This is a genomic window from Kitasatospora sp. NBC_00240 (assembly GCF_026342405.1).
GTDB lineage: Bacteria > Actinomycetota > Actinomycetes > Streptomycetales > Streptomycetaceae > Kitasatospora.
Genome location: NZ_JAPEMU010000001.1, coordinates 1,018,320 through 1,035,295, shown reverse-complemented (window position 1 = coordinate 1,035,295; position 16,976 = coordinate 1,018,320). Strand labels below are relative to the sequence as shown.

Genomic DNA, 16,976 nt, shown 5'->3' with positions numbered 1-16,976 from the left:
CGTCACTACGTTCGGGGGGTCGGCGGCTTGTTCGGGGAGATGCCGTCGCCGACGCGCCGGGGGGTTGCGCGTGACGTGGACGGCGGGCCCACGGCACTCGCGCCGGGCGGGCCGCGCGACGGCGCCGAGCCCCCCGTGGATGTCCGTGCCGCCGCCTCGGAGTGGCGGGCGTCCGGTGATTTTCTGCTCTTTTGGAGGCGGCATCGTGGCTGTATCCCGTCGGGGCGCGTACACCCTCGCCGCCTGCCTGTGCGCCGTGGCCCTCGGGCTCGGTGGCTGCGGCTCGGAGGGGTCGGGGAAGCCGGTGGCTCCCGCCCAGGCCGCGTCCGCCGAGGACGTGGGCGGGATGGAGACGCTGATCAAGGAGGCACAGGCCGAGGGCCAGCTCAACACGAGCACCCTGCTGCCGCACTGGGCGAGCTACGGGGCCCTGATGGACGGGTTCGCGAAGAAGTACGGGATCAAGGTCGTCAACGACAACCCGGACGGCTCCAGCCAGCAGGAGATCGACGACATCAAGCGCCTCCGGGGGCAGGCGAACTCGCCCGACGTGCTCGACCTCGGTGACTCCTTCGCCCAGTCCGCGGCGCGGGAGGACCTGCTGGCCCCGTACCGGACCGTCCCGTACAACCAGATCCCGTCCTCCCAGAAGGACAGCAAGGCCCGCTGGGTCAACAGCTACGGCGGCTACGTCGCCATCGGCTGCGACGCCAACCGCGTCGCCACCTGCCCCGTGTCGTTCAACGATCTGCTGAAGCCCGAGTACAAGGGCATGGTCGCGCTCACCGGCAAGCCGGTGACCGCCGGGTCGGCCTTCGCGGCCGTGTACGCGGCGGCGCTCGCCAACGGGGGCTCGTTCGACGACATCCAGCCGGGCATCGACTTCTTCGCCCAGCTCGACAAGGTCGGCAACTACAACCGTGCCAACGCCTCGGTGAGCGCGATCGCCGCCGGCCAGACACCGATCGTCATCGAGTGGGACTTCCTCAACCTCCAGCACACCGACGAACTCAAGCCGTCGGGCGTGGACTGGAAGGTGTCCATCCCGTTCGACGGCAGCTTCTCGCAGTACTACGCGCAGGCCGTCAACAAGGACGCCCCCCACCCTGCCGCGGCCCGGCTGTGGGAGGAGTACCTCGCCGCTCCGGAGGGCCAGAACCTGCGGTTGGTGGAATTCGCCCGACCGGTGCTGATGGACGTGATGGCGAAGAACGGCACCCTCGACACCGCACTCGCCGAGCGGCTGCCGACCGTCGAGGGCACCCCCACCTTCCCGACCGAGGCCCAGCTCGCCAAGGCGCACGAGACCGTCCGGACGAACTGGCCGACGGCCGTCCCCGACTGACCGGCGCGCCTGGGCCCGGGACGTCAGACGTCCGGGCCCGGCGCCCGGGCCCGGCGGACCGGCGGTCGTCCGGCCGGCCGTACGGTGACGGCAGCGCTTCGGGCGGCGGTCAGGACCGCCTGCCGGAGTACGCCGGCAGCCGGCCGGTCAGCACCTGGCCCAGCGCCAGCACGCTCAGACCGAACATCAGAACGCCCAGGGGGACGTGGAGCGACGGACGGTGCGTGACCCCCAGCACCACCTGCACCGAGGCGAGCAGCAGGAAGCCGAAGGCGTGCAGGACGGGGCGGGGGCTCCCGCCGCCCGGCCGCCACGCCAGGACCGCGGCGAGCAGGTACAGCATCGAGGCGCCGTACATCACGCGCGCTCCGACGCTGTGCAGCACCTCGCCGTGGGACGAGGACAGCAGCAGTCCGGCGGTGGCCGCCTGGAAGAAGATGGCCACGGTCTGCAGGGCGATCGCGGTCTGCAGGAACGCGCGGCCGCTGTGTTCCGTGCTGGTCCGGCTGGCCGTGGTGGTCCGAATGGCCATGGTGGGTCCCCTGTTCTGCCTCGCGGCGGTGGATCGGTAGTGTCTCGGTTGATCGACGACGCAGGCCTGCGAAATGTGAGGCGCATCGCCGGTCCGACAGTCCGATGCGGGTGTTTCGCCGACCCGGCGGGAGCGGAAGCGGACGAGAAGAAGCAGGGAGCGGTCGCCACCATGAGCACCTCGTCGGCGCCAGGTCACGACCGGTCCGAGCCGGGGCCGGGCGCGATCGTCGGCGAGCGGAGCCGGCTGATCAACATCGCGTACCGGCTGCTCGGCTCGCTGGCCGAGGCCGAGGACGCGGTGCAGGAGACCTACGCCCGCTGGTACGCGATGTCGCCGCCGCAGCAGGAGGCCATCGCATCGCCCGGCGCCTGGCTGACGACGGTGGCCGGCCGGATCTGTCTGGACCAGCTCGGTTCGGCGCGGGCCCGGCGCGAGCGCTACGTCGGCGAATGGATCCCCGAGCCGCTGCCCGACCGTACCGAGTGGATCGGCGGCCCGGCGGGCGGCGGCAGGGCCGAGCCGGCCGATCCCGCCGACCGGGTCACCCTGGACGAGTCGGTGAACATGGCCTTTCTCGTCGTACTGGAGTCGATGACCCCGGCCGAGCGGGTGGCGTTCATCCTGCACGACGTCTTCCGGTACCCCTTCACCGAGATAGCCGAGATCGTCGGCCGGACGCCGGCGGCCTGCCGGCAACTGGCGTCCTCGGCCCGGCGACGGACGCGCGCCGTGCAGGCCCCGGTGCTCCCCAAGGCCGGTCAGGCCGGTCTGGTCCGGCATTTCAAGGAGGCGTGGGAGGCCAGGGACATCAAGGCCCTCGTCGGTCTGCTCGACCCCGACGCCACGATGATCGCCGACGGCGGGGGACTGGTCGGCGCCGTCCTGCGGCCGGTCGAGGGCAGCGAGCGCATCGCCCAGTACCTGATCCACATCGCGGACAAGGCCCCCGGTCTGACGCTCCTGGAACGGACCGTCAACGGCCGGCCCGGCCTGGTCGCCCAGCACGGCGGCGTCACCGTGACCGTGGCGGCCTTCGGCCTCGCCGGCGATCGCGTCACCCGCATCTGGGCGGTGCGCAACCCGGAGAAGCTCCGCCCCTGGACCGAGTCGGGGCAGAACTGACCCGTCGCCACCGGCGGGACGGAGCAGGCCCCGTCGCCACCGGCGGGACGGAGCAGGCCCCGCAGGTCCCCGGCCGCAGTGACGGTCGGGCGGGCGCGCAAGCACCCGCCCGAGCCCGCTCGTCCCGGCGGAAAACCGCTGGCCGGCGCGCCGCCGCCCTCGTAGCATCCGACCGACGGCGGGCGAGGAACGGAAGACCGACATGACCACCACGGCGCAGGAGCCGGACACCGAGGCCGATCTGAGCGATCGTCCGGCCTCCGTACGAGGGCGGGGCGTCGTCCTCACCCCGCTGGACGTCGACGACGCCGAGCTCCTCCAGCGCTGGCGTTCGGACCCGGTCGCCGCGCACGCGCTCGGGAGCTGGCCGCGCCCGCTCACCGCCCTGCGTGAGCGCCTCGAACGCGACATCGGGAGCAACGGCCGCGACGACTTCCTCATCCTGCTGCCCGACGGAACCCCGGTCGGACACACCGCGGTCTTCAACCAGGACTACGGCGACGCCACCGCCGAGCTGGAACTGGTGCTCGCCCCGGAGCACCGTGGCCGGGGCCTCGCCCTGGACGCCCTGAACGCCCTGACCGACCTCACGTTCGGCGAACTTCCCCTGCACCGCCTGCAGGCGGACACCCACGCCACCAACGACGCCGCACTCGCCACACTCGCCGCGGCCGGGTTCGCCCGCGAAGGCGTCCGCCGCTCCGTCTGCATCCACCGGGGGCGGCGCCACGACGTGGCCGTGCTCTCCCTGCTGCGCCCCGAGTGGGAGGCCCAGTCCCGTCCGAAGGCCTGGGAGCTGCCGATGCCTCCGGAGACATCCGGCTGAACCCCCGGACCAGGTGGAACCCCCGGACCAGGTTGTCTCCCGGACCGGGCGGTGTCCGTGGGGCCGTGGCTGGGCCGGTCGGGTGGGGCCGGGGGCGTATCGGTGGCCCACCGGTGTGGTGCCGGAGAGCGGCGAGGCGATGGCGGGAGGCTGGTGCTCCGGAGGCAGGCAGGAGAGAGCGTGTGACTGGGCGCAGCCGTCGAGATTTCCAGGGCCTCGCAGGCGGTACCGGTGCTGAGGACTCCGCCCGGGCGCGGGTGGCCGGGGACCCGGGTGTGCTGGGGACCGCCCTGGCCGTGGTGCTGGCGTTCTCGCTCGCCGAGGGCTCGTGGGAGTGGTTCTCCACCTATCTCGGGTTGACCCTGCTCGCCGTGATCCTGTCGTTCGGCCAGGTGCCGCTATGGACGCCGGGCGGGCGGCCCGCCTACGTGTGGAGTCTCGCCGCCTACTCGCTGGTGGTGGGTCTCTGCGTGGCACTGGCGCTGGCTCCCGCCCTGCAGCGCTGGGACTGGCTGTTCCCGATGCCCGCCACCCGGCAGGGGTGCGTGGAGTCGGGCCGGTACGAGAGCCTGCGTACCCAGGCCGCCCTGGGGGACCTGGCGAGCCAGGACGCCGAAGCGCTGGCCCACACCCAGCAGGAGCAGAGCCACCAGGTCGTCGTCGACTGCCTCGCGGCGACCACGACGCGCTGGCTGCCGGTGTACGCACTGGGGACGGCGCTGCTGGTGGGGACGGGTGCCTGGGCCTGGGGGCGGGCCCGCTCCGGTCGGAAGCCGACCGGATCCGGGTGAGCGCAGGCCCCGTGGCCGACCCGTCTCCCGTGGGCCTCGGGGGCGGCAGCGGCCGGGGCCCTGAGCACTTCCGACGTCCCTCCGCCTCCGGCCCGTCCCGTCGGTCGCCCCTTCCGCACCAGGGGCGACCGACGGGACGGGCCGTCCGGGCTCAGCGGTGCAGACGGGCGGTCAGCACGTTGGGGTCCGGCGGCGGGCCGAAGGCGGCGCTGGTGACGAAGACGGTGTTCCGGTGGACGGCCACGGAGGTGGGGCTGGTCAGGCCGTCGGCGGCGGTGAGCACGACGGATCGGGACCCGTCCGGGGCCAGCCGCACCACCTGGTCGGCGGTGTTCACCGCGGCCAGGACGGTGTCCTGGTGGGCGTCGGTGAAGGTGAAGTCGTCGATGCCGGCGAGCCCGTCCGCCCTCGTCCCGATCGGGCCGGCGGTGCCGTCCTGCCGGACCGGGATGCGCAGCAGGGTGCCGAGGTCGGTGTTGCCGACCCAGACCGCGCCCTGATGGACCTTGATGCCGTTGGCGCCGATGAAGCCGGTCGGCTGCAGCGGCGGTCCGGCGGCCCAGACGGTCGGCTCACCACCGTCCAGCGGGATGCGCCGGACCACACCCAGGACCGAGTCGGCGGAGTAGAGGACACCGGCCTTCTCGTCGAGGGCCAGCCCGTTCGGCAGGCCCTCCGGCGGCAGCTGGGCGATCCGCCGCAGCGTGCCGTCGCAGTCGAGACGGTAGATGCCGGTCAGTTCGGTCCCGGTGGCGTACGCGGCGTAGAGGGTGCCGTCGTGTGCCCGGGCGAGGCCGGTGGCCGCGGCGAAGCCGACCAGTGGGGTGTTCGGGTGCTCCTCCGCCGGCATGGTCGCCAGGATCCGCACCCCGCCGTCGGGGGCGATCCGGGCGATCTGATGGGCCGAGAGGAAGGTCACGTCCAGGGAGCCGTCCGGCTCCGGCGCGCTGTTCTCCGGCATCTGACCGGCCGCCAGAACCAGATGGACCAGAATCCTGGCATCCGACAGGGGCGGCGCGACCGCGGTGGCGGGCGAGGCGGCGAGCAGCGCCAGCACGGCGGCCGCGACGGCGACGGCGCCGGCCGGACGGGGAATGCGGGGCACGGGTTCTCCTAGCTGAAGGGGCGCCGGCTGACGAGGCGTTGCGTCCGGCGACCTTCCCAGCAGAGCACGGGGCGACGCCGTCTGCCCGGCGGCGCGGGCGGGGCGCGGCGCGCATCCGAAGCGGGTGCCGGGGAACGGCGGCGCCGCCCCGCCCGGAGGTGTCCCGGGTTCGCCCGGGCGGACGGCACCGGGGCGGAGCAATCCGGTGCGCCGGCCGGACGCGGCTTCGCCCGGCCGTCGCCGGGGGCGGTCTCCTTCGGCGCCGGCCCCCGGCGACGGCGGGGCGGGCGAGGAGGGAGAACCGCGGCCGCGCCCGGCCCGGTGCCGGCCGATAAGCGATGGCCCATCAGGTGTCGGATCGGTAGCACGCATCCGGTGGGCGGATGCGTCCACCGGGCGCGTCCACCTGGTGCGCGGGGCGGTCGACGGCGGGACCGCCACCGGACGGCGCCACCCGTCGCCCCACGGTCAGGGCGGGGTGAGGGCCTCGTCGATCCACGCCGAGCTTCTTGAGGGTGCTGGCGACATGGTGCTCGGCGGTACGGACGGACAGGGCCAGGGCATGGGCGATGTCCCGGTTGGTCGCGCCGGTGGCGAGGAGTGGCCGAGCCCCATGGGGGCGCGTGTTTCGGCCGGACGGGGGCAGTCGCGGGGAGGGACCGACGGGTGGAGGTGGCGAGGATGACCGGGAAGCACCATTCGATCAGGGCGACGGGCTGGGCCCGGAAGCTGCCGATCGGCAGTGGGGTGCGGGCCGGACGGCAGTGGGCCCGGCGGCACCTGGACGAGCTGGGGTGGACGTCGACGGCCCCGGAGACCGCCGACGCGGTGGTGCTGATCGTCTCGGAGCTCGTCACCAACGCGCACGTGCATGCCGGCAGCAGTGCCGATCTGGTGCTGACCTGGGACGGCACCTGCCTGTACGTCAGTGTCCACGACTCCTCGTCGGAGGCGCCCCGCCCCCGGGAGGCCGACGCCGACGCCGTCTCCGGCCGTGGGATGGCGCTGGTGGACGCGCTCGCCGACGACTGGCAGACCCGGACCGGTGAGCGGGGCAAGACGGTGACGGCCTGCTTCCACCCGCCCGGCCGTCCGGGCCATCGTCACCCGGAGATCACGGAGACCGGTTCGTAGCGCGGGTGTTGCGGCCCCGCCGCTCGGCAGGCCGAGGTGCGACCGGATCAGCAGTGGACGCTCGGGCCCGCCTGACACACTCGCACCGGAGAAGGCCGACGGACCGGACCCACGGACCCGTCGGCCGACCCGGGCCGCAGGTGACCTCGGCCTCCAGGACCCGGACGTGGTCTTGGAGGGCGACGCCCTCGTGGCGGTCGACCACACCGTCGGACCGGTCGGACGGACGCCTGCGGCCCGGCGACGACGGAGGCGGGGTGCTCGCCGGAGGCGGGAGGTCCGGACGGTCGCTGCCGGCCGCCGACGACGCGGGTGTGAAGCAGCCCGGCGGGCCGGTGCGCGGCGAGCCGGAGCAGGTGACGCAGCGAGGTGCGGGCCGGGCCGCACGGCGGGGTGACCGAGTGGCGCAGGTCGAACCGGGGCTCCTCGGCGGCGAGTTGGTCCAGGTGGAGGGTGGGTGCGGGGCGCCCCGCACCGTAGCAGCCCGGTGCGTCGGCCCGGGGCTGGTCGGCGACGAAGAGCAGGATGTTCCGGCGCGCCGGCGCGGGCGGGGCGGTCACGGCCAGAGGTACTCCCTGTACCAGTCACCGGGCGTCGCATCGTCCGAAGTCCCGTTGCCCGTCAGGGTTTCGGCGGCGCGCAGACAGCGGACCCGGGTGTGGACGCGGTCGGTGCCGGCCTCCCAGAACTCCACCTCGCTCGGGACGATGCCGTACAAGGTCCAGCTGGGCGGGCAGGGGATGTCCTGCGGGTGGGCGTCCGACAGGCGGCGGCACTCGGCCAGCACCTCCTCGCGGTCGCCGGGTGCCGTGGCCCGGTGGAGGTGGGCGGAGAGCCGCGAGCCCCGGCCGCGCTCGGCGAAGTCCGCCTCGGAGGCGGCCCGGTCGGTGGCCGTCGCGGTTCCCGTAAGGCGCAGTTGGCGTCCGACCACGGGCCAGTGGAACTGCACGGCGACGCGCGGGTTGTCGGCCAGTTCCACGCCCTTGCGGCTGTCGGAGTGCGAGGCGAAGTAGAGCCGCTCCCCGTCGATGTCCTTGCAGAGCAGCACCCGGCTGGAGGGAGTGCCGTCGGCGCCGACCGTGCAGAGGGTCATCGCGTGCGGCTCGGCCTGACCCGCGCCGGCCGCGGCGAGGATCCACTCCTGCACGGCTTCCAGCGGGTTGGCGGCCAGGTCCGCGGTGGTGAAGCCCTTCGGGTCCAAGCCTTCGAACACCGCAATGGCCCTGAATCGGTTGCGCGTCGTCTCGGTCACCCGGGCAACGCTACTGGGCGACAACCGCCGGCCGCCGGCAGATCCGCTTCTACCAGGGCGACTTCGCGGCACCGATCCGGCCGACGGTGTGCACGCCGTCGATCTGCGTCCGGATGAAGGCGGCCGTCCCGGACAGCTCGAAGGCCTGCTGCGGACCGGCGATCACGACCTGGCTGCGGACGTCAGGAGACCGCGGTGGCGGACAGTGCCGAGGTGATCACCGAACCGGTCGGCAACGACATCGTCACCCTGGGCCGGGCGGCGGCACCGGCCGCTCGACCCGGGCCGGGTCGCGCTCGCGTCCGGACTCGCCCCGTCACCCCGCGTCGCCGCCTGCCGTGATTCAGCCGGCCACGCGCAGTGGTCCGTCCTGCGGGACGGGAAACAATTTCGCGGGTCGAAGGATTGCCCCGGCGCAGGCGGGGTATCACCACCGGACGAGCGTTCGGGGCCGGCCGCCCCCGCTCCTGCCCGGCTCACCGCCGGGCCAAAGACACGCGCATCACACCGGGACGCCGCTGCCTGAAGAAGCCGGGCGCCAAGGCCTCCCACCCCGATCCCCGCCTGCCCGCCCTGCGCGGACGACGCGGGGACGAGCCAGGGAGATGACCTCCGTGTCCGCCCCCAGCACCCCGGCGCTGCCCGAGACCGCGCCGCGCCCCACCGAATTCCGCCTGCCGACCCGCCAGGAGATGCGGGCCATGGGCAAGACCGAGGCCCGTGAGCTGAGCGACGCGCTCTTCGAACGGCTGGCCGGTCTGGAACGCGGATCCGCGGCCTACAGCTACGTCCGCGGCACCGTCATCGAACTCAACATGCCGCTGGTCCGCTTCGTCGCCGCCGGCTTCCGCCACCGCGCCGCCGAACTGGACGACATCATGCAGGTCGGGACCGTCGGCCTGATCAAGGCTGTGGACGGCTACGACCACCGCCGCGGGGTGGAGTTCCTGACCTACGCGATCCCCACCATCACCGGCGAGATCAAGCGGTTCTTCCGGGACACCTCCTGGCCCGTCCGGGTGCCGCGCAGCCTCCAGGAGCTCTACCTGCGGGTGGTCCGCTGCTCCGACCGGCTGGAGCAGCAGCTCGGGCGGTCGCCGGCGCCCGAGGAGATCGCCGCCGACCTCGACCTCGACGTCGCGGACGTCGACGCCGCCCTGCGCGTCGGCTGCGCCTACCGGGCCGGTTCGCTCGACGCCCTGCGCGAGGACCGCGAGGCCGAGACGGGCAGTACCCTGCTCGACCGGCTCGGCGAGGACGACGGCAACCTCACCCTGGTCGAGTTCCGCGAATCCGTCCGGCCCCTCCTGGCGGACCTCACCCCCCGCGAGCGCACCCTCCTGCTGCTGCGGTTCTGGGGAGGCTGCACCCAGTCCGAGATCGCCGAACGGATCGACTGCTCCCAGATGCAGGTCTCCCGGCTGCTCGCCGCCACCCTCGGCTCGCTCCGCGCCCGGCTGGAGGAGCCGGCGGCGGACGCACCCTGACCGGGCCTATGGTGGAAGCCGGGGAGCACGTCGAGCCCGTCGAAGCGGGAGGAACAGAGGCGATGGAGCCCGAAAGCACCGCGTCCGAGCTGACGGTGGCCGTGCGGACCTCCGCACGGGGCGTGGTCGTGCGGCCCGAGGGCGAGCTCGACCACGACACCGCCGGGCCGCTCCGCGACGCATTGGAGAGCGCCGTCGGCGACGGCCTCGGCCGGGTCGTGATCGACTGCGCCGGGCTCGACTTCTGCGACTCCACCGGACTGAACCTGCTGCTGCACACCAGGCTCGACGCCGAGGACGCGGGCCTGCTGCTGGCGCTCGCCGACCCGGGCCCGATGGTCTCGAGAATGCTGGACGTCACGGGTGTCCGGGCGGTCTTCCACATCTACCCGTCCGTCGCCGAGGCGCTCGCCGCACCGGACGTCTGATGCTCCAGGACACCGACACCCGACGGCTGGTCCTCGCCTCCGGCGGGGGAGCGGTGGGCCGGTGCCGTGAGTTCGCCCGGGAGGCGCTGACCCGCTGGGACTGGGCGCCGGCCGCCGACGGTGAGCGCGGCGAAGTCGCCCGGGACGTCCTGCTGATCGTCAGCGAACTCGTCACCAACGCGGCCCAGCACGCCGACGGCCCCATCGAACTGAGCCTCACCCGCTCCACCACCGGGCTGCGGGTGGAGGTCGCCGACTGCAGTCCCGAACCCCCGGTGCTGCGCCGCGGCGCTGATCCCGTGCTGCCGGGCGGCCACGGGCTGCGCGTGGTCGACCTGTTGTCCTGGTCCTGGGGCAGTCGCGTGCACGAGCACGGCAAGACCGTCTGGTCCGAGATCGCGGCCCCACCGGCCGAGTTGCGGCGCCGCCGCTGAGCCGAGTTGCGGCGCCGCCGCTGAGCCCGCCGGCTGTCCGGAGTCGCTTCCGTGGTTCGGCCCGGTGCCGGCTCTCGTCCGCCAGGGCTCGCGGCAACGCGGTCGGGAGGAGCCGGTCCGTCCCGGAGGACGGTGCCGGCTCCGGTCAGCGGGCCGAGTGCGGCGCCGGCATCGGCGGCGGCACCGGGTCCGGATCGGGCAGCGGCGGCGTCGGCTGCGGCTCCTGCGGGTCGGGACCGGGCCAGGGGTCGGGCACCGGCGGCTGCGGCCCGGGCATCGGCGGACGGGTGTCCGGATCGGGCGGAACTGGAACGGTCATGACGCTCACCTGCCTCGTCGCCCGGCGCGTTCGCCGGCCGGGCTCGTCCTCGGGCGGCCCTGGGAAGCGGCCACTTCGCGTGGCCGGCCCGGAGTTCGGAGCCGTAGGTCGGGGGTGCGGCCGCGACCGTCCGCGGGAGGACGGCCGCCGTACCGGGCGGACCACCCGCCGCGGGACGGGGCGGGCCCGGCCGCCCGGGAGCCGCCCGTGCGGCACACCGCACGTCCACGGTCCGCGCCTACCCGGCCTGCGCCGTTCGACACCCCGGGCGATCGGCCGCGATCGGGCCCGCGCCGATCCGCACGGTCCCCCTCCGACGCGGCCCCGGGCTTGGCGCGGCGGGCCGGAACAGGCCATCATGCTATGGAACATGTGTGCGATAGGCCGATGACGGGATCGGTATCGACGGAGGGGGTTGCCATGGGCATGTACGTCTCGTTCACCCGGATGACGCCGGCGCAGCTGGAGCAGGCCGCGCATGATCCCGACTGGGCCGCGGAGTACCTCGACGCCTACTACGGCGACGGCGGCCCGTGCGACCTGTCCGGGGGTCTCGACAAGGCCTGGGCCGGCCTCCAGTTCCTGCTGGACGCCGCCGAGGTGCCGGTCGAGTTCCTGATGGACGGGTTCCCGATCCGCGACGACGGCACCCTGTTCGGGTGGAGCGCCGAGGACGTGCGGGAGCTGGCGAAGGAACTGCGAGCGGTGCCGTTCGAGCGGCTGGCCGCCCACTACGACCCGGCCCGGATGGCGGCGGAGGGGGTGTACCCCAACGTCTGGGAGTTCCGGCCCGAGGAGGAGCTCGACCACCTGCGGGGGTCCTACGAATCGCTGGTGGGGTTCCTGGACTCGGCGGCCGCCTCCGGCTCGGCGGCGGTGATGACCTTCGGTTAGGGCCGGCCGGCCCCGACCTGACGGGCCGGCCCGAGCCCGGCTGCTACGAACGGCCGGCTCCGGGCCGGATGAGGCCCCCGGCCGGGTCGTACGACCGTGCGGGCCGCCACCGGAGTCGGTGGCGGCCCGCAGCGGGTCCCGGGACGGCGGGGTCAGATGACGGGGCCGCCGTAGAACGGGCCGTAGTAGCCCGCGTACCTCTCCTGGTAGCCGGCGTCGCTGTCGTGCCCGGCCCGGTCGAACTCAGGGCTGCCCTTGACCTCGTCCTTGGTCCGGTCGAGGTAGACCTTCTGGTCGGCCTGGTCGACCCGCAGCACCGTGCCCGCCGGGATCAACACGTGCCGGCCGAAGATCCACGGACCGGTGTCCACCACCAGGTACTGGGCGCCGACCTCCTCGGACAGCTTGTCGACCTTCCCGATGGCGCCGTCCGTCGCCTCCACATGGAAGCCGACCAGATCCGTACCGGAGACGTGGCCGGACGTGGTGCGGAACTCCCAGATCTCGATGCTGCTCATCGCGTCTCCTTCGCGTTGCGGCGCCGCTCGGGCTGCTCCCGGGTGCGACGCGTTCTCGTCGCTGCGCCTGCCCTGGACCTCGGGTCCCACACCTGCCGTTCGCGCCGCCCCCTGACTCACCGGCCGTCAGAGGCGCGGGGACCAGTAGGCGTCGAGGCGCGCCGGGCCGGCCCCGAGGTCCGCCCAGGAGCCGGCGAAGCTCAGGACGGCGATGCCGGCGGTGTGGAAGCCGGAGTCGTCCAGGCGCTTTCGCACCTCCTCGGGCCCGTGGCCGGCGAGACTGCCCGCCAGGTCCCGGATTCCCGGGTTGTGGCCGACCACCAGCACCGTGGCGGCGTCGGCCGGGAGCTGTTCGAGCAGGGCGCGGAGTTCGTCGGCGCCGGCCCGGTAGAGGCGCGGCTCGAAGTCGGCGGGCGGCGGGCCGGTCAGTTCGGCGGCCGTCAGCTCCCAGGTCTCCCGGGTGCGTACCGAGGTCGAGACCAGGACCTGGTCCAGGGCCAGGCCCGATCGGGCCAGCCACCGGCCGGTACGGGGTGCGTCCGACCTGCCGCGTGCGGTCAGCGGCCGTTCGTGGTCCGGGTGCTCGGTCAGGTGTTTCGGGTCCGCCTTCGCATGCCGCAGCAGAACGATCCTGCGGGTCGATCCTTCGCTCATCCCGGCCCTCCCACGGTGGTGCCTGCGCGCCCTGAGAATACCGGCGGACCCGCCCGGGCCGCCCGGCGACGATCACATCGGCCCTCCCGGGCGCCGCCGGTCTCCCCCTGTCGTTCGGGTCGAGTTGCCGTGCCGGTGGCGCCCTGTCGTGCCCCTGCCGTTCGCCGTGTCGGGGCCGATGCCGCCCCCGGCGAAGATCCGACTTTCTGCGGGAGAGATGCGTGCGCGAGCTTCTGACGCCCCCCGCCGCCGCCTGCCCGCCGTGACGCTTCGCCCCCGAGGCTGAAGCGGGCGCGCTCGCGCGGGCTCCGCCCCGTCCCAGGTGTGCCTTCGCCCCGGCGTCTCGCGGGGCCGCTGCGCGGGTGCCGCCCGGCGCCCCCGCCTTTCTCCAGTGCGCCCGGCCCACAGCCGGCGTGCTCCGAGCACGACAGGTTCCTGCCTTGTCCTCTCCCGCCGCGTTCCCGGCCGCGCGCCTGCGCGCTCCCAGGCCTGACCGGCTCTCCGATCCGAAGGTCTGGCGCACCGAGGTGCTGGCCGGCCTGGTCGTGGCGCTCGCGCTGATCCCGGAGGCGATCTCGTTCTCGATCATCGCCGGGGTCGACCCCAGGATCGGCCTGTTCGCCTCCTTCACCATGGCCGTGACGATCTCGGTCGTCGGCGGGCGGCGGGCGATGATCTCCGCAGCGACCGGTGCGGTGGCGCTGGTGATCGGGCCGCTGAACCGTGAGCACGGCTTCGGCCACCTGGTCGCCGCGGTCATCCTCGCGGGCGTCTTCCAGATCGTGCTCGGCGCGCTCGGGGTGGCGAAGCTGATGTGCTTCGTGCCCCGGTCGGTGACGGTCGGGTTCGTCAACTCGCTGGCGATCCTGATCTTCATGGCGCAGGTCCCCGAGAGGACGCACGTGCCGTGGGCCGTCCATCCGCTGGTCGCCGCCGGTCTGGCGCTGATGGTGTTCTTCCCGAAGGTCACCCGGGTGGTCCCGGCGCCGCTGGTCTCCATCGTCGTCCTGACCGTGATCACGCTTGCCGCGGGCATCGCGGTGCCGACCGTCGGGGACAAGGGTGCGCTGCCGTCCTCGCTCCCGGTGCCCGGGCTGCCGGACGTGCCGTTCACCCTGGAGACCCTGACGACCGTCGCGCCCTATGCGCTCGCGATGGCGCTGGTCGGCCTGATGGAGTCGCTGATGACCGCCGAACTCGTCGACGACATCACCGGCATTCGCTCGAACAAGGCCCGCGAGTCGATCGGGCAGGGCATCGCAATTCGAGCGGCCCCTACCCCGACAGGCCGGGGCCTCGGCCGCGATCGCGGCCGTACGTCCGGTCCGAGGCGAGGGCCGCAGGCCCGTAGGGGGCCTCCCGTCCGTCCCGCGGACGGCCGCGCCAGGGGGTGTGCGGCGGTGTGTAGCCTTGGCGCACCGCCGCATAATGGTCATGTCCACAACATGAGACTGGGGGAGCAGCCGATGACCACGACCGAGCCCGTCCTCGCCGTCACCGCTCGCACGACCCCGGCCGGGGCCGTCCTGGAAGTGGCCGGCGAGCTCGACCACGACGGCGCACCCCGGCTGGCCGCCGCGGTACGCCGCGTCCTGGCCGGCCGGCCGGCCCCCTCGACGCTGGACCTCGACCTCGCCGCCGTCACCTTCTGCGACTCCTCCGGCCTCACCACCTTGCTGCGCGCCCGGAGCGAGGCCGGGCACCAGGGGACGGTGGTCCGGCTCGCCGGGCTGTCGCGGCCCGTGGCCCGGCTGTTGGAGATCACCGGCATCGACCGGGTCTTCGCCGTCGACGCCGAGGTGTCCGTCGGGCTCCCGCAGGTCCGCGTCGGCTGGCCGGACGCCCTCCCGACGTAGCCGTGTCGGCCGCGCCCGGCCGCAGGTGCCTCCGGGGCCGGGTGGCGCCGGATCGCCGTTCCCGGTCCGGTCACCCGGCGAGGCGCAGCCAGGCCGCCGCAGGTGCGGCGTGACCGGCCGGCGTCGGGTGCACGCCCTCCGCGGCCCGGTGTCCCGGGAGCACCACCACGGGCCGGCCCCTCCCGGTCGTCGCCGAAGTGGCAACGCCGAGCCCACCCGTCTCCTCGAACCACCACCGGCACGCCCGCGCGGCGGCAGCCCGCCGAGGCCTGTGTTTCGGGCCGCGCGGACGGGTCAGACGGAGGGGCGAAGAGCCGCCGCGGCCCGTGGACGAGCCGCATTCGCGAACGGAGCCGCGCAGATGAAGGTCTCGGACTACATCCTGGAACGCCTGCGGCAGTGGGACGTCGAGCAGGTCTTCGCCTATCCGGGCGACGGCATCAACGGCCTGCTCGCAGCCTGGGGCCGGGCCGACGACAAGCCGCAGTTCGTGCAGGCGCGGCACGAGGAGACGGCCGCCTTCCAGGCGGTCGGCTACGCGAAGTTCTCCGGCCGGACGGGGGTGTGCGCGGCGACCTCCGGCCCGGGGGCGATCCACCTGTTGAACGGCCTGTACGACGCCAAGCTCGACCATGTACCGGTGGTCGCGATCGTCGGGCAGACCGACCGCAGTGCGATGGGCGGCTCCTACCAGCAGGAGGTCGACCTGCTGTCGCTGTACAAGGACGTCGCCTCGGCCTACTGCGAAATGGTCACCGTCCCCGAGCAGCTGCCGAACGTGCTCGACCGCGCGATGCGCATCGCCGCGACGAGCCGGACGGTGACAGCGGTGATCGTCCCCGCGGACGTCCAGGAACTGGAACACCGGCCGCCGGCCCATGCCTTCAAAATGGTGCCCTCCAGCCTCGGTGTGGGCCGCTACGCGCCCGTGCCCTCCGACGGGGACCTCGTACGCTGCGCCGAGATCCTCAACTCCGGTGAGAAGGTGGCCGTCCTCGTCGGCCAGGGCGCGCGGCACGCCCGCCCCGAGGTCGAGCAGCTCGCCGAGACCCTCGGGGCCGGAGTGGCGAAGGCGCTGCTCGGCAAGGACGTGCTGCCGGACACGCTCCCGTACGTCACGGGTGCGATCGGCCTGCTCGGCACCCGTGCTTCGTACGAGCTGATGCGGGACTGCGACACCCTGCTGGTGATCGGCTCCAGCTTCCCCTACTCGCAGTTCCTGCCCGAGTTCGGCAGGGCCAGGGCGGTGCAGATCGACGTCGACCCGTCGATGGTCGGGCTGCGGTACCCCTTCGAGCTGAACGTGGTGGGGGACGCCGCCGAGACCCTGAAGCGGCTGCTGCCCCTGCTGGACCGAAAGGAGGACCGGAGCTGGCGGGAGACCGTCGAGGAGAACACCGCCCGGTGGTGGGAGGTGATGGAGCGCCGCGCCGCCGTCACCGCCGACCCGCTCAACCCCGAGCAGGTGGTGCACGCCCTCGATGCCCTGCTGCCCGAGAACGTCATGATCGCCGCGGACTCCGGCTCCGCCGCCAACTGGTACGCCCGGCACCTGCGGATGCGCGGCACCATGCGCGGCTCCCTGTCGGGCACCCTGGCCACCATGGGCCCCGGCGTCCCGTACCTGATCGGGGCCAAGTTCGCCCATCCGGACCGCCCCGCCGTCGCGATCGTCGGGGACGGCGCGATGCAGATGAACGGCCTCGCCGAACTGATCACCGTCGCCAAGTACTACCGGCAGTGGACCGACCCACGCCTGATCGTCGCCGTCCTGAACAACCGGGACCTCAACCAGGTCACCTGGGAGATGCGGGCCATGCAGGGCGCCCCGCAGTTCGAGCCCTCACAGCGCCTCCCGGACGTCCGCTACGCCAACTTCGCCGTCCAACTCGGGCTCTACGGAACCCGGGTGGAGGACCCGGCGGAGGTGGAGCCGGTGTGGCGGCAGGCCCTCGCCTCGGACCGGCCGTACGTCATCGACTTCCGGACCGACCCGGCGGTGCCGCCGATCCCGCCGCACGCCACGCTCGACCAGATCACCGCCGCCGCCTCGGCGGTCGTGCACGGCGACAGCGACCGCGCTTCGATGCTGAAGCAGGGCCTCAAGGCGAAGATCCAGGAGTTCCTGCCGGGAAACGGCAAGGAGTGAGCCGAACGGGCCGGACACCCCCTCGGAAGGGCCGGCCCGGGCGCGACCTCGCGACCGGGCCGAAGCCCCGGGGCCGTTGACCCCCGGGGCAGCAACCCGTCCGCCGTCGGCGCCCCCCGCGCGGTCG

At 73.7% G+C, this 16,976-nt stretch carries 17 protein-coding genes and 1 pseudogene; 11 read left to right on the top strand and 7 right to left on the bottom strand.

All coding sequences use genetic code 11. The features are described from left to right. Positions 1–205 precede the first annotated feature (205 nt). A complete protein-coding gene (locus OG689_RS04380; protein ID WP_266317878.1) occupies positions 206–1,345 on the top strand; it encodes an extracellular solute-binding protein in 1,140 nt (379 codons plus the stop codon). Between the two features lie 109 nt (positions 1,346–1,454). On the opposite strand, the gene OG689_RS04375 is transcribed toward OG689_RS04380, so the two are convergent. Then, complete coding sequence (locus tag OG689_RS04375) at positions 1,455–1,877, bottom strand: hypothetical protein (RefSeq protein ID WP_266317877.1); 423 nt, start codon at positions 1,875–1,877, stop codon at positions 1,455–1,457. A 171-nt stretch (positions 1,878–2,048) separates the two neighbouring features. Here OG689_RS04375 and sigJ point away from each other — a divergent pair, with 171 nt between their 5' ends. The 3 genes from sigJ (at position 2,049) to OG689_RS04360 (ending at position 4,619) form a co-directional block, all read left to right on the top strand. Continuing rightward, positions 2,049–3,002, top strand: a complete 954-nt coding sequence (gene sigJ / locus OG689_RS04370) for an RNA polymerase sigma factor SigJ (RefSeq protein WP_266317876.1) — start codon at positions 2,049–2,051, stop codon at positions 3,000–3,002. 202 nt (positions 3,003–3,204) lie between these two features. Continuing rightward, positions 3,205–3,828, top strand: coding sequence for a GNAT family N-acetyltransferase (locus OG689_RS04365; RefSeq protein WP_266317874.1), 624 nt, complete (start codon positions 3,205–3,207; stop codon positions 3,826–3,828). 182 nt (positions 3,829–4,010) lie between these two features. Further along, a complete protein-coding gene (locus OG689_RS04360; protein WP_266317873.1) occupies positions 4,011–4,619 on the top strand; it encodes a hypothetical protein in 609 nt (202 codons plus the stop codon). Positions 4,620–4,770: 151 nt separating this feature from the next. Here OG689_RS04360 and OG689_RS04355 read toward each other — a convergent pair whose 3' ends face one another. Both OG689_RS04355 and OG689_RS04350 read right to left on the bottom strand, forming a co-directional pair. Next, complete coding sequence (locus tag OG689_RS04355; protein WP_266317871.1) at positions 4,771–5,724, bottom strand: hypothetical protein; 954 nt, start codon at positions 5,722–5,724, stop codon at positions 4,771–4,773. Between the two features lie 346 nt (positions 5,725–6,070). After that, entirely contained in the window at positions 6,071–6,370 is a 300-nt protein-coding gene (locus tag OG689_RS04350) for a LuxR C-terminal-related transcriptional regulator (RefSeq protein WP_266326856.1), read from the bottom strand. Between the two features lie 35 nt (positions 6,371–6,405). Between OG689_RS04350 and OG689_RS04345 the strand changes: the two genes are divergently transcribed. Further along, positions 6,406–6,858 (top strand): ATP-binding protein, encoded by a 453-nt coding sequence (locus tag OG689_RS04345; protein WP_266317870.1) that lies wholly within the window; start codon positions 6,406–6,408, stop codon positions 6,856–6,858. A 556-nt stretch (positions 6,859–7,414) separates the two neighbouring features. Here the strand turns inward: OG689_RS04345 and OG689_RS04340 are convergent. Then, on the bottom strand, positions 7,415–8,110 hold the full coding sequence (locus tag OG689_RS04340; protein WP_266317868.1) for a pyridoxal 5'-phosphate synthase: 696 nt from the start codon (positions 8,108–8,110) through the stop codon (positions 7,415–7,417). Positions 8,111–8,715: 605 nt separating this feature from the next. Between OG689_RS04340 and OG689_RS04335 the strand changes: the two genes are divergently transcribed. The 3 genes from OG689_RS04335 to OG689_RS04325 all read left to right on the top strand — a co-directional run bounded on the left by OG689_RS04335 (position 8,716) and on the right by OG689_RS04325 (position 10,459). Then, positions 8,716–9,597, top strand: coding sequence for a SigB/SigF/SigG family RNA polymerase sigma factor (locus OG689_RS04335; protein ID WP_266317866.1), 882 nt, complete (start codon positions 8,716–8,718; stop codon positions 9,595–9,597). Positions 9,598–9,659: 62 nt separating this feature from the next. Further along, positions 9,660–10,025, top strand: coding sequence for an STAS domain-containing protein (locus OG689_RS04330; RefSeq protein ID WP_266317864.1), 366 nt, complete (start codon positions 9,660–9,662; stop codon positions 10,023–10,025). Next, entirely contained in the window at positions 10,025–10,459 is a 435-nt protein-coding gene (locus OG689_RS04325; protein ID WP_266317863.1) for an ATP-binding protein, read from the top strand. Before OG689_RS04330 ends, OG689_RS04325 begins: the two co-directional genes overlap by 1 nt. Positions 10,460–10,604: 145 nt before the next feature. Here OG689_RS04325 and OG689_RS04320 read toward each other — a convergent pair whose 3' ends face one another. After that, positions 10,605–10,778 (bottom strand): hypothetical protein, encoded by a 174-nt coding sequence (locus tag OG689_RS04320; RefSeq protein ID WP_266317861.1) that lies wholly within the window; start codon positions 10,776–10,778, stop codon positions 10,605–10,607. 420 nt (positions 10,779–11,198) lie between these two features. Here OG689_RS04320 and OG689_RS04315 point away from each other — a divergent pair, with 420 nt between their 5' ends. Further along, positions 11,199–11,672, top strand: coding sequence for a YfbM family protein (locus OG689_RS04315; protein ID WP_266317859.1), 474 nt, complete (start codon positions 11,199–11,201; stop codon positions 11,670–11,672). Positions 11,673–11,824: 152 nt separating this feature from the next. On the opposite strand, the gene OG689_RS04310 is transcribed toward OG689_RS04315, so the two are convergent. Then, positions 11,825–12,190 carry a PRC-barrel domain-containing protein gene (locus OG689_RS04310; RefSeq protein WP_266317858.1) on the bottom strand — a complete coding sequence of 122 codons (366 nt, stop codon included), beginning with the start codon at positions 12,188–12,190 and terminating at the stop codon, positions 11,825–11,827. A 126-nt stretch (positions 12,191–12,316) separates the two neighbouring features. After that, positions 12,317–12,844 carry a histidine phosphatase family protein gene (locus tag OG689_RS04305; RefSeq protein ID WP_266317857.1) on the bottom strand — a complete coding sequence of 176 codons (528 nt, stop codon included), beginning with the start codon at positions 12,842–12,844 and terminating at the stop codon, positions 12,317–12,319. Between the two features lie 440 nt (positions 12,845–13,284). Between OG689_RS04305 and OG689_RS04300 the strand changes: the two are divergent. Both OG689_RS04300 and OG689_RS04295 read left to right on the top strand, forming a co-directional pair. Continuing rightward, a pseudogene (locus OG689_RS04300) lies at positions 13,285–14,634 on the top strand (anti-sigma factor antagonist); the annotation flags it as partial. A 427-nt stretch (positions 14,635–15,061) separates the two neighbouring features. Then, the gene (locus OG689_RS04295) at positions 15,062–16,849 is read left to right on the top strand and encodes a thiamine pyrophosphate-requiring protein (RefSeq protein ID WP_266317855.1); all 1,788 of its coding nucleotides are present in this window, start codon (positions 15,062–15,064) and stop codon (positions 16,847–16,849) included. The last annotated feature ends 127 nt before the right edge of the window (positions 16,850–16,976 follow it).

What these genes read in the sequence shown, in the direction of transcription:
- OG689_RS04375 (WP_266317877.1), bottom strand. Translation starts at nt 1,877, where the DNA reads ATGGCCATTCGGACCACCACGGCCAGCCGGACCAGCACGGAACACAGC.
- sigJ (WP_266317876.1), top strand. Translation starts at nt 2,049, where the DNA reads ATGAGCACCTCGTCGGCGCCAGGTCACGACCGGTCCGAGCCGGGGCCG.
- OG689_RS04365 (WP_266317874.1), top strand. Translation starts at nt 3,205, where the DNA reads ATGACCACCACGGCGCAGGAGCCGGACACCGAGGCCGATCTGAGCGAT.
- OG689_RS04345 (WP_266317870.1), top strand. Translation starts at nt 6,406, where the DNA reads ATGACCGGGAAGCACCATTCGATCAGGGCGACGGGCTGGGCCCGGAAG.
- OG689_RS04335 (WP_266317866.1), top strand. Translation starts at nt 8,716, where the DNA reads ATGACCTCCGTGTCCGCCCCCAGCACCCCGGCGCTGCCCGAGACCGCG.
- OG689_RS04330 (WP_266317864.1), top strand. Translation starts at nt 9,660, where the DNA reads ATGGAGCCCGAAAGCACCGCGTCCGAGCTGACGGTGGCCGTGCGGACC.
- OG689_RS04325 (WP_266317863.1), top strand. Translation starts at nt 10,025, where the DNA reads ATGCTCCAGGACACCGACACCCGACGGCTGGTCCTCGCCTCCGGCGGG.
- OG689_RS04320 (WP_266317861.1), bottom strand. Translation starts at nt 10,778, where the DNA reads ATGACCGTTCCAGTTCCGCCCGATCCGGACACCCGTCCGCCGATGCCC.
- OG689_RS04315 (WP_266317859.1), top strand. Translation starts at nt 11,199, where the DNA reads ATGGGCATGTACGTCTCGTTCACCCGGATGACGCCGGCGCAGCTGGAG.
- OG689_RS04310 (WP_266317858.1), bottom strand. Translation starts at nt 12,190, where the DNA reads ATGAGCAGCATCGAGATCTGGGAGTTCCGCACCACGTCCGGCCACGTC.
- OG689_RS04305 (WP_266317857.1), bottom strand. Translation starts at nt 12,844, where the DNA reads ATGAGCGAAGGATCGACCCGCAGGATCGTTCTGCTGCGGCATGCGAAG.
- OG689_RS04295 (WP_266317855.1), top strand. Translation starts at nt 15,062, where the DNA reads ATGAAGGTCTCGGACTACATCCTGGAACGCCTGCGGCAGTGGGACGTC.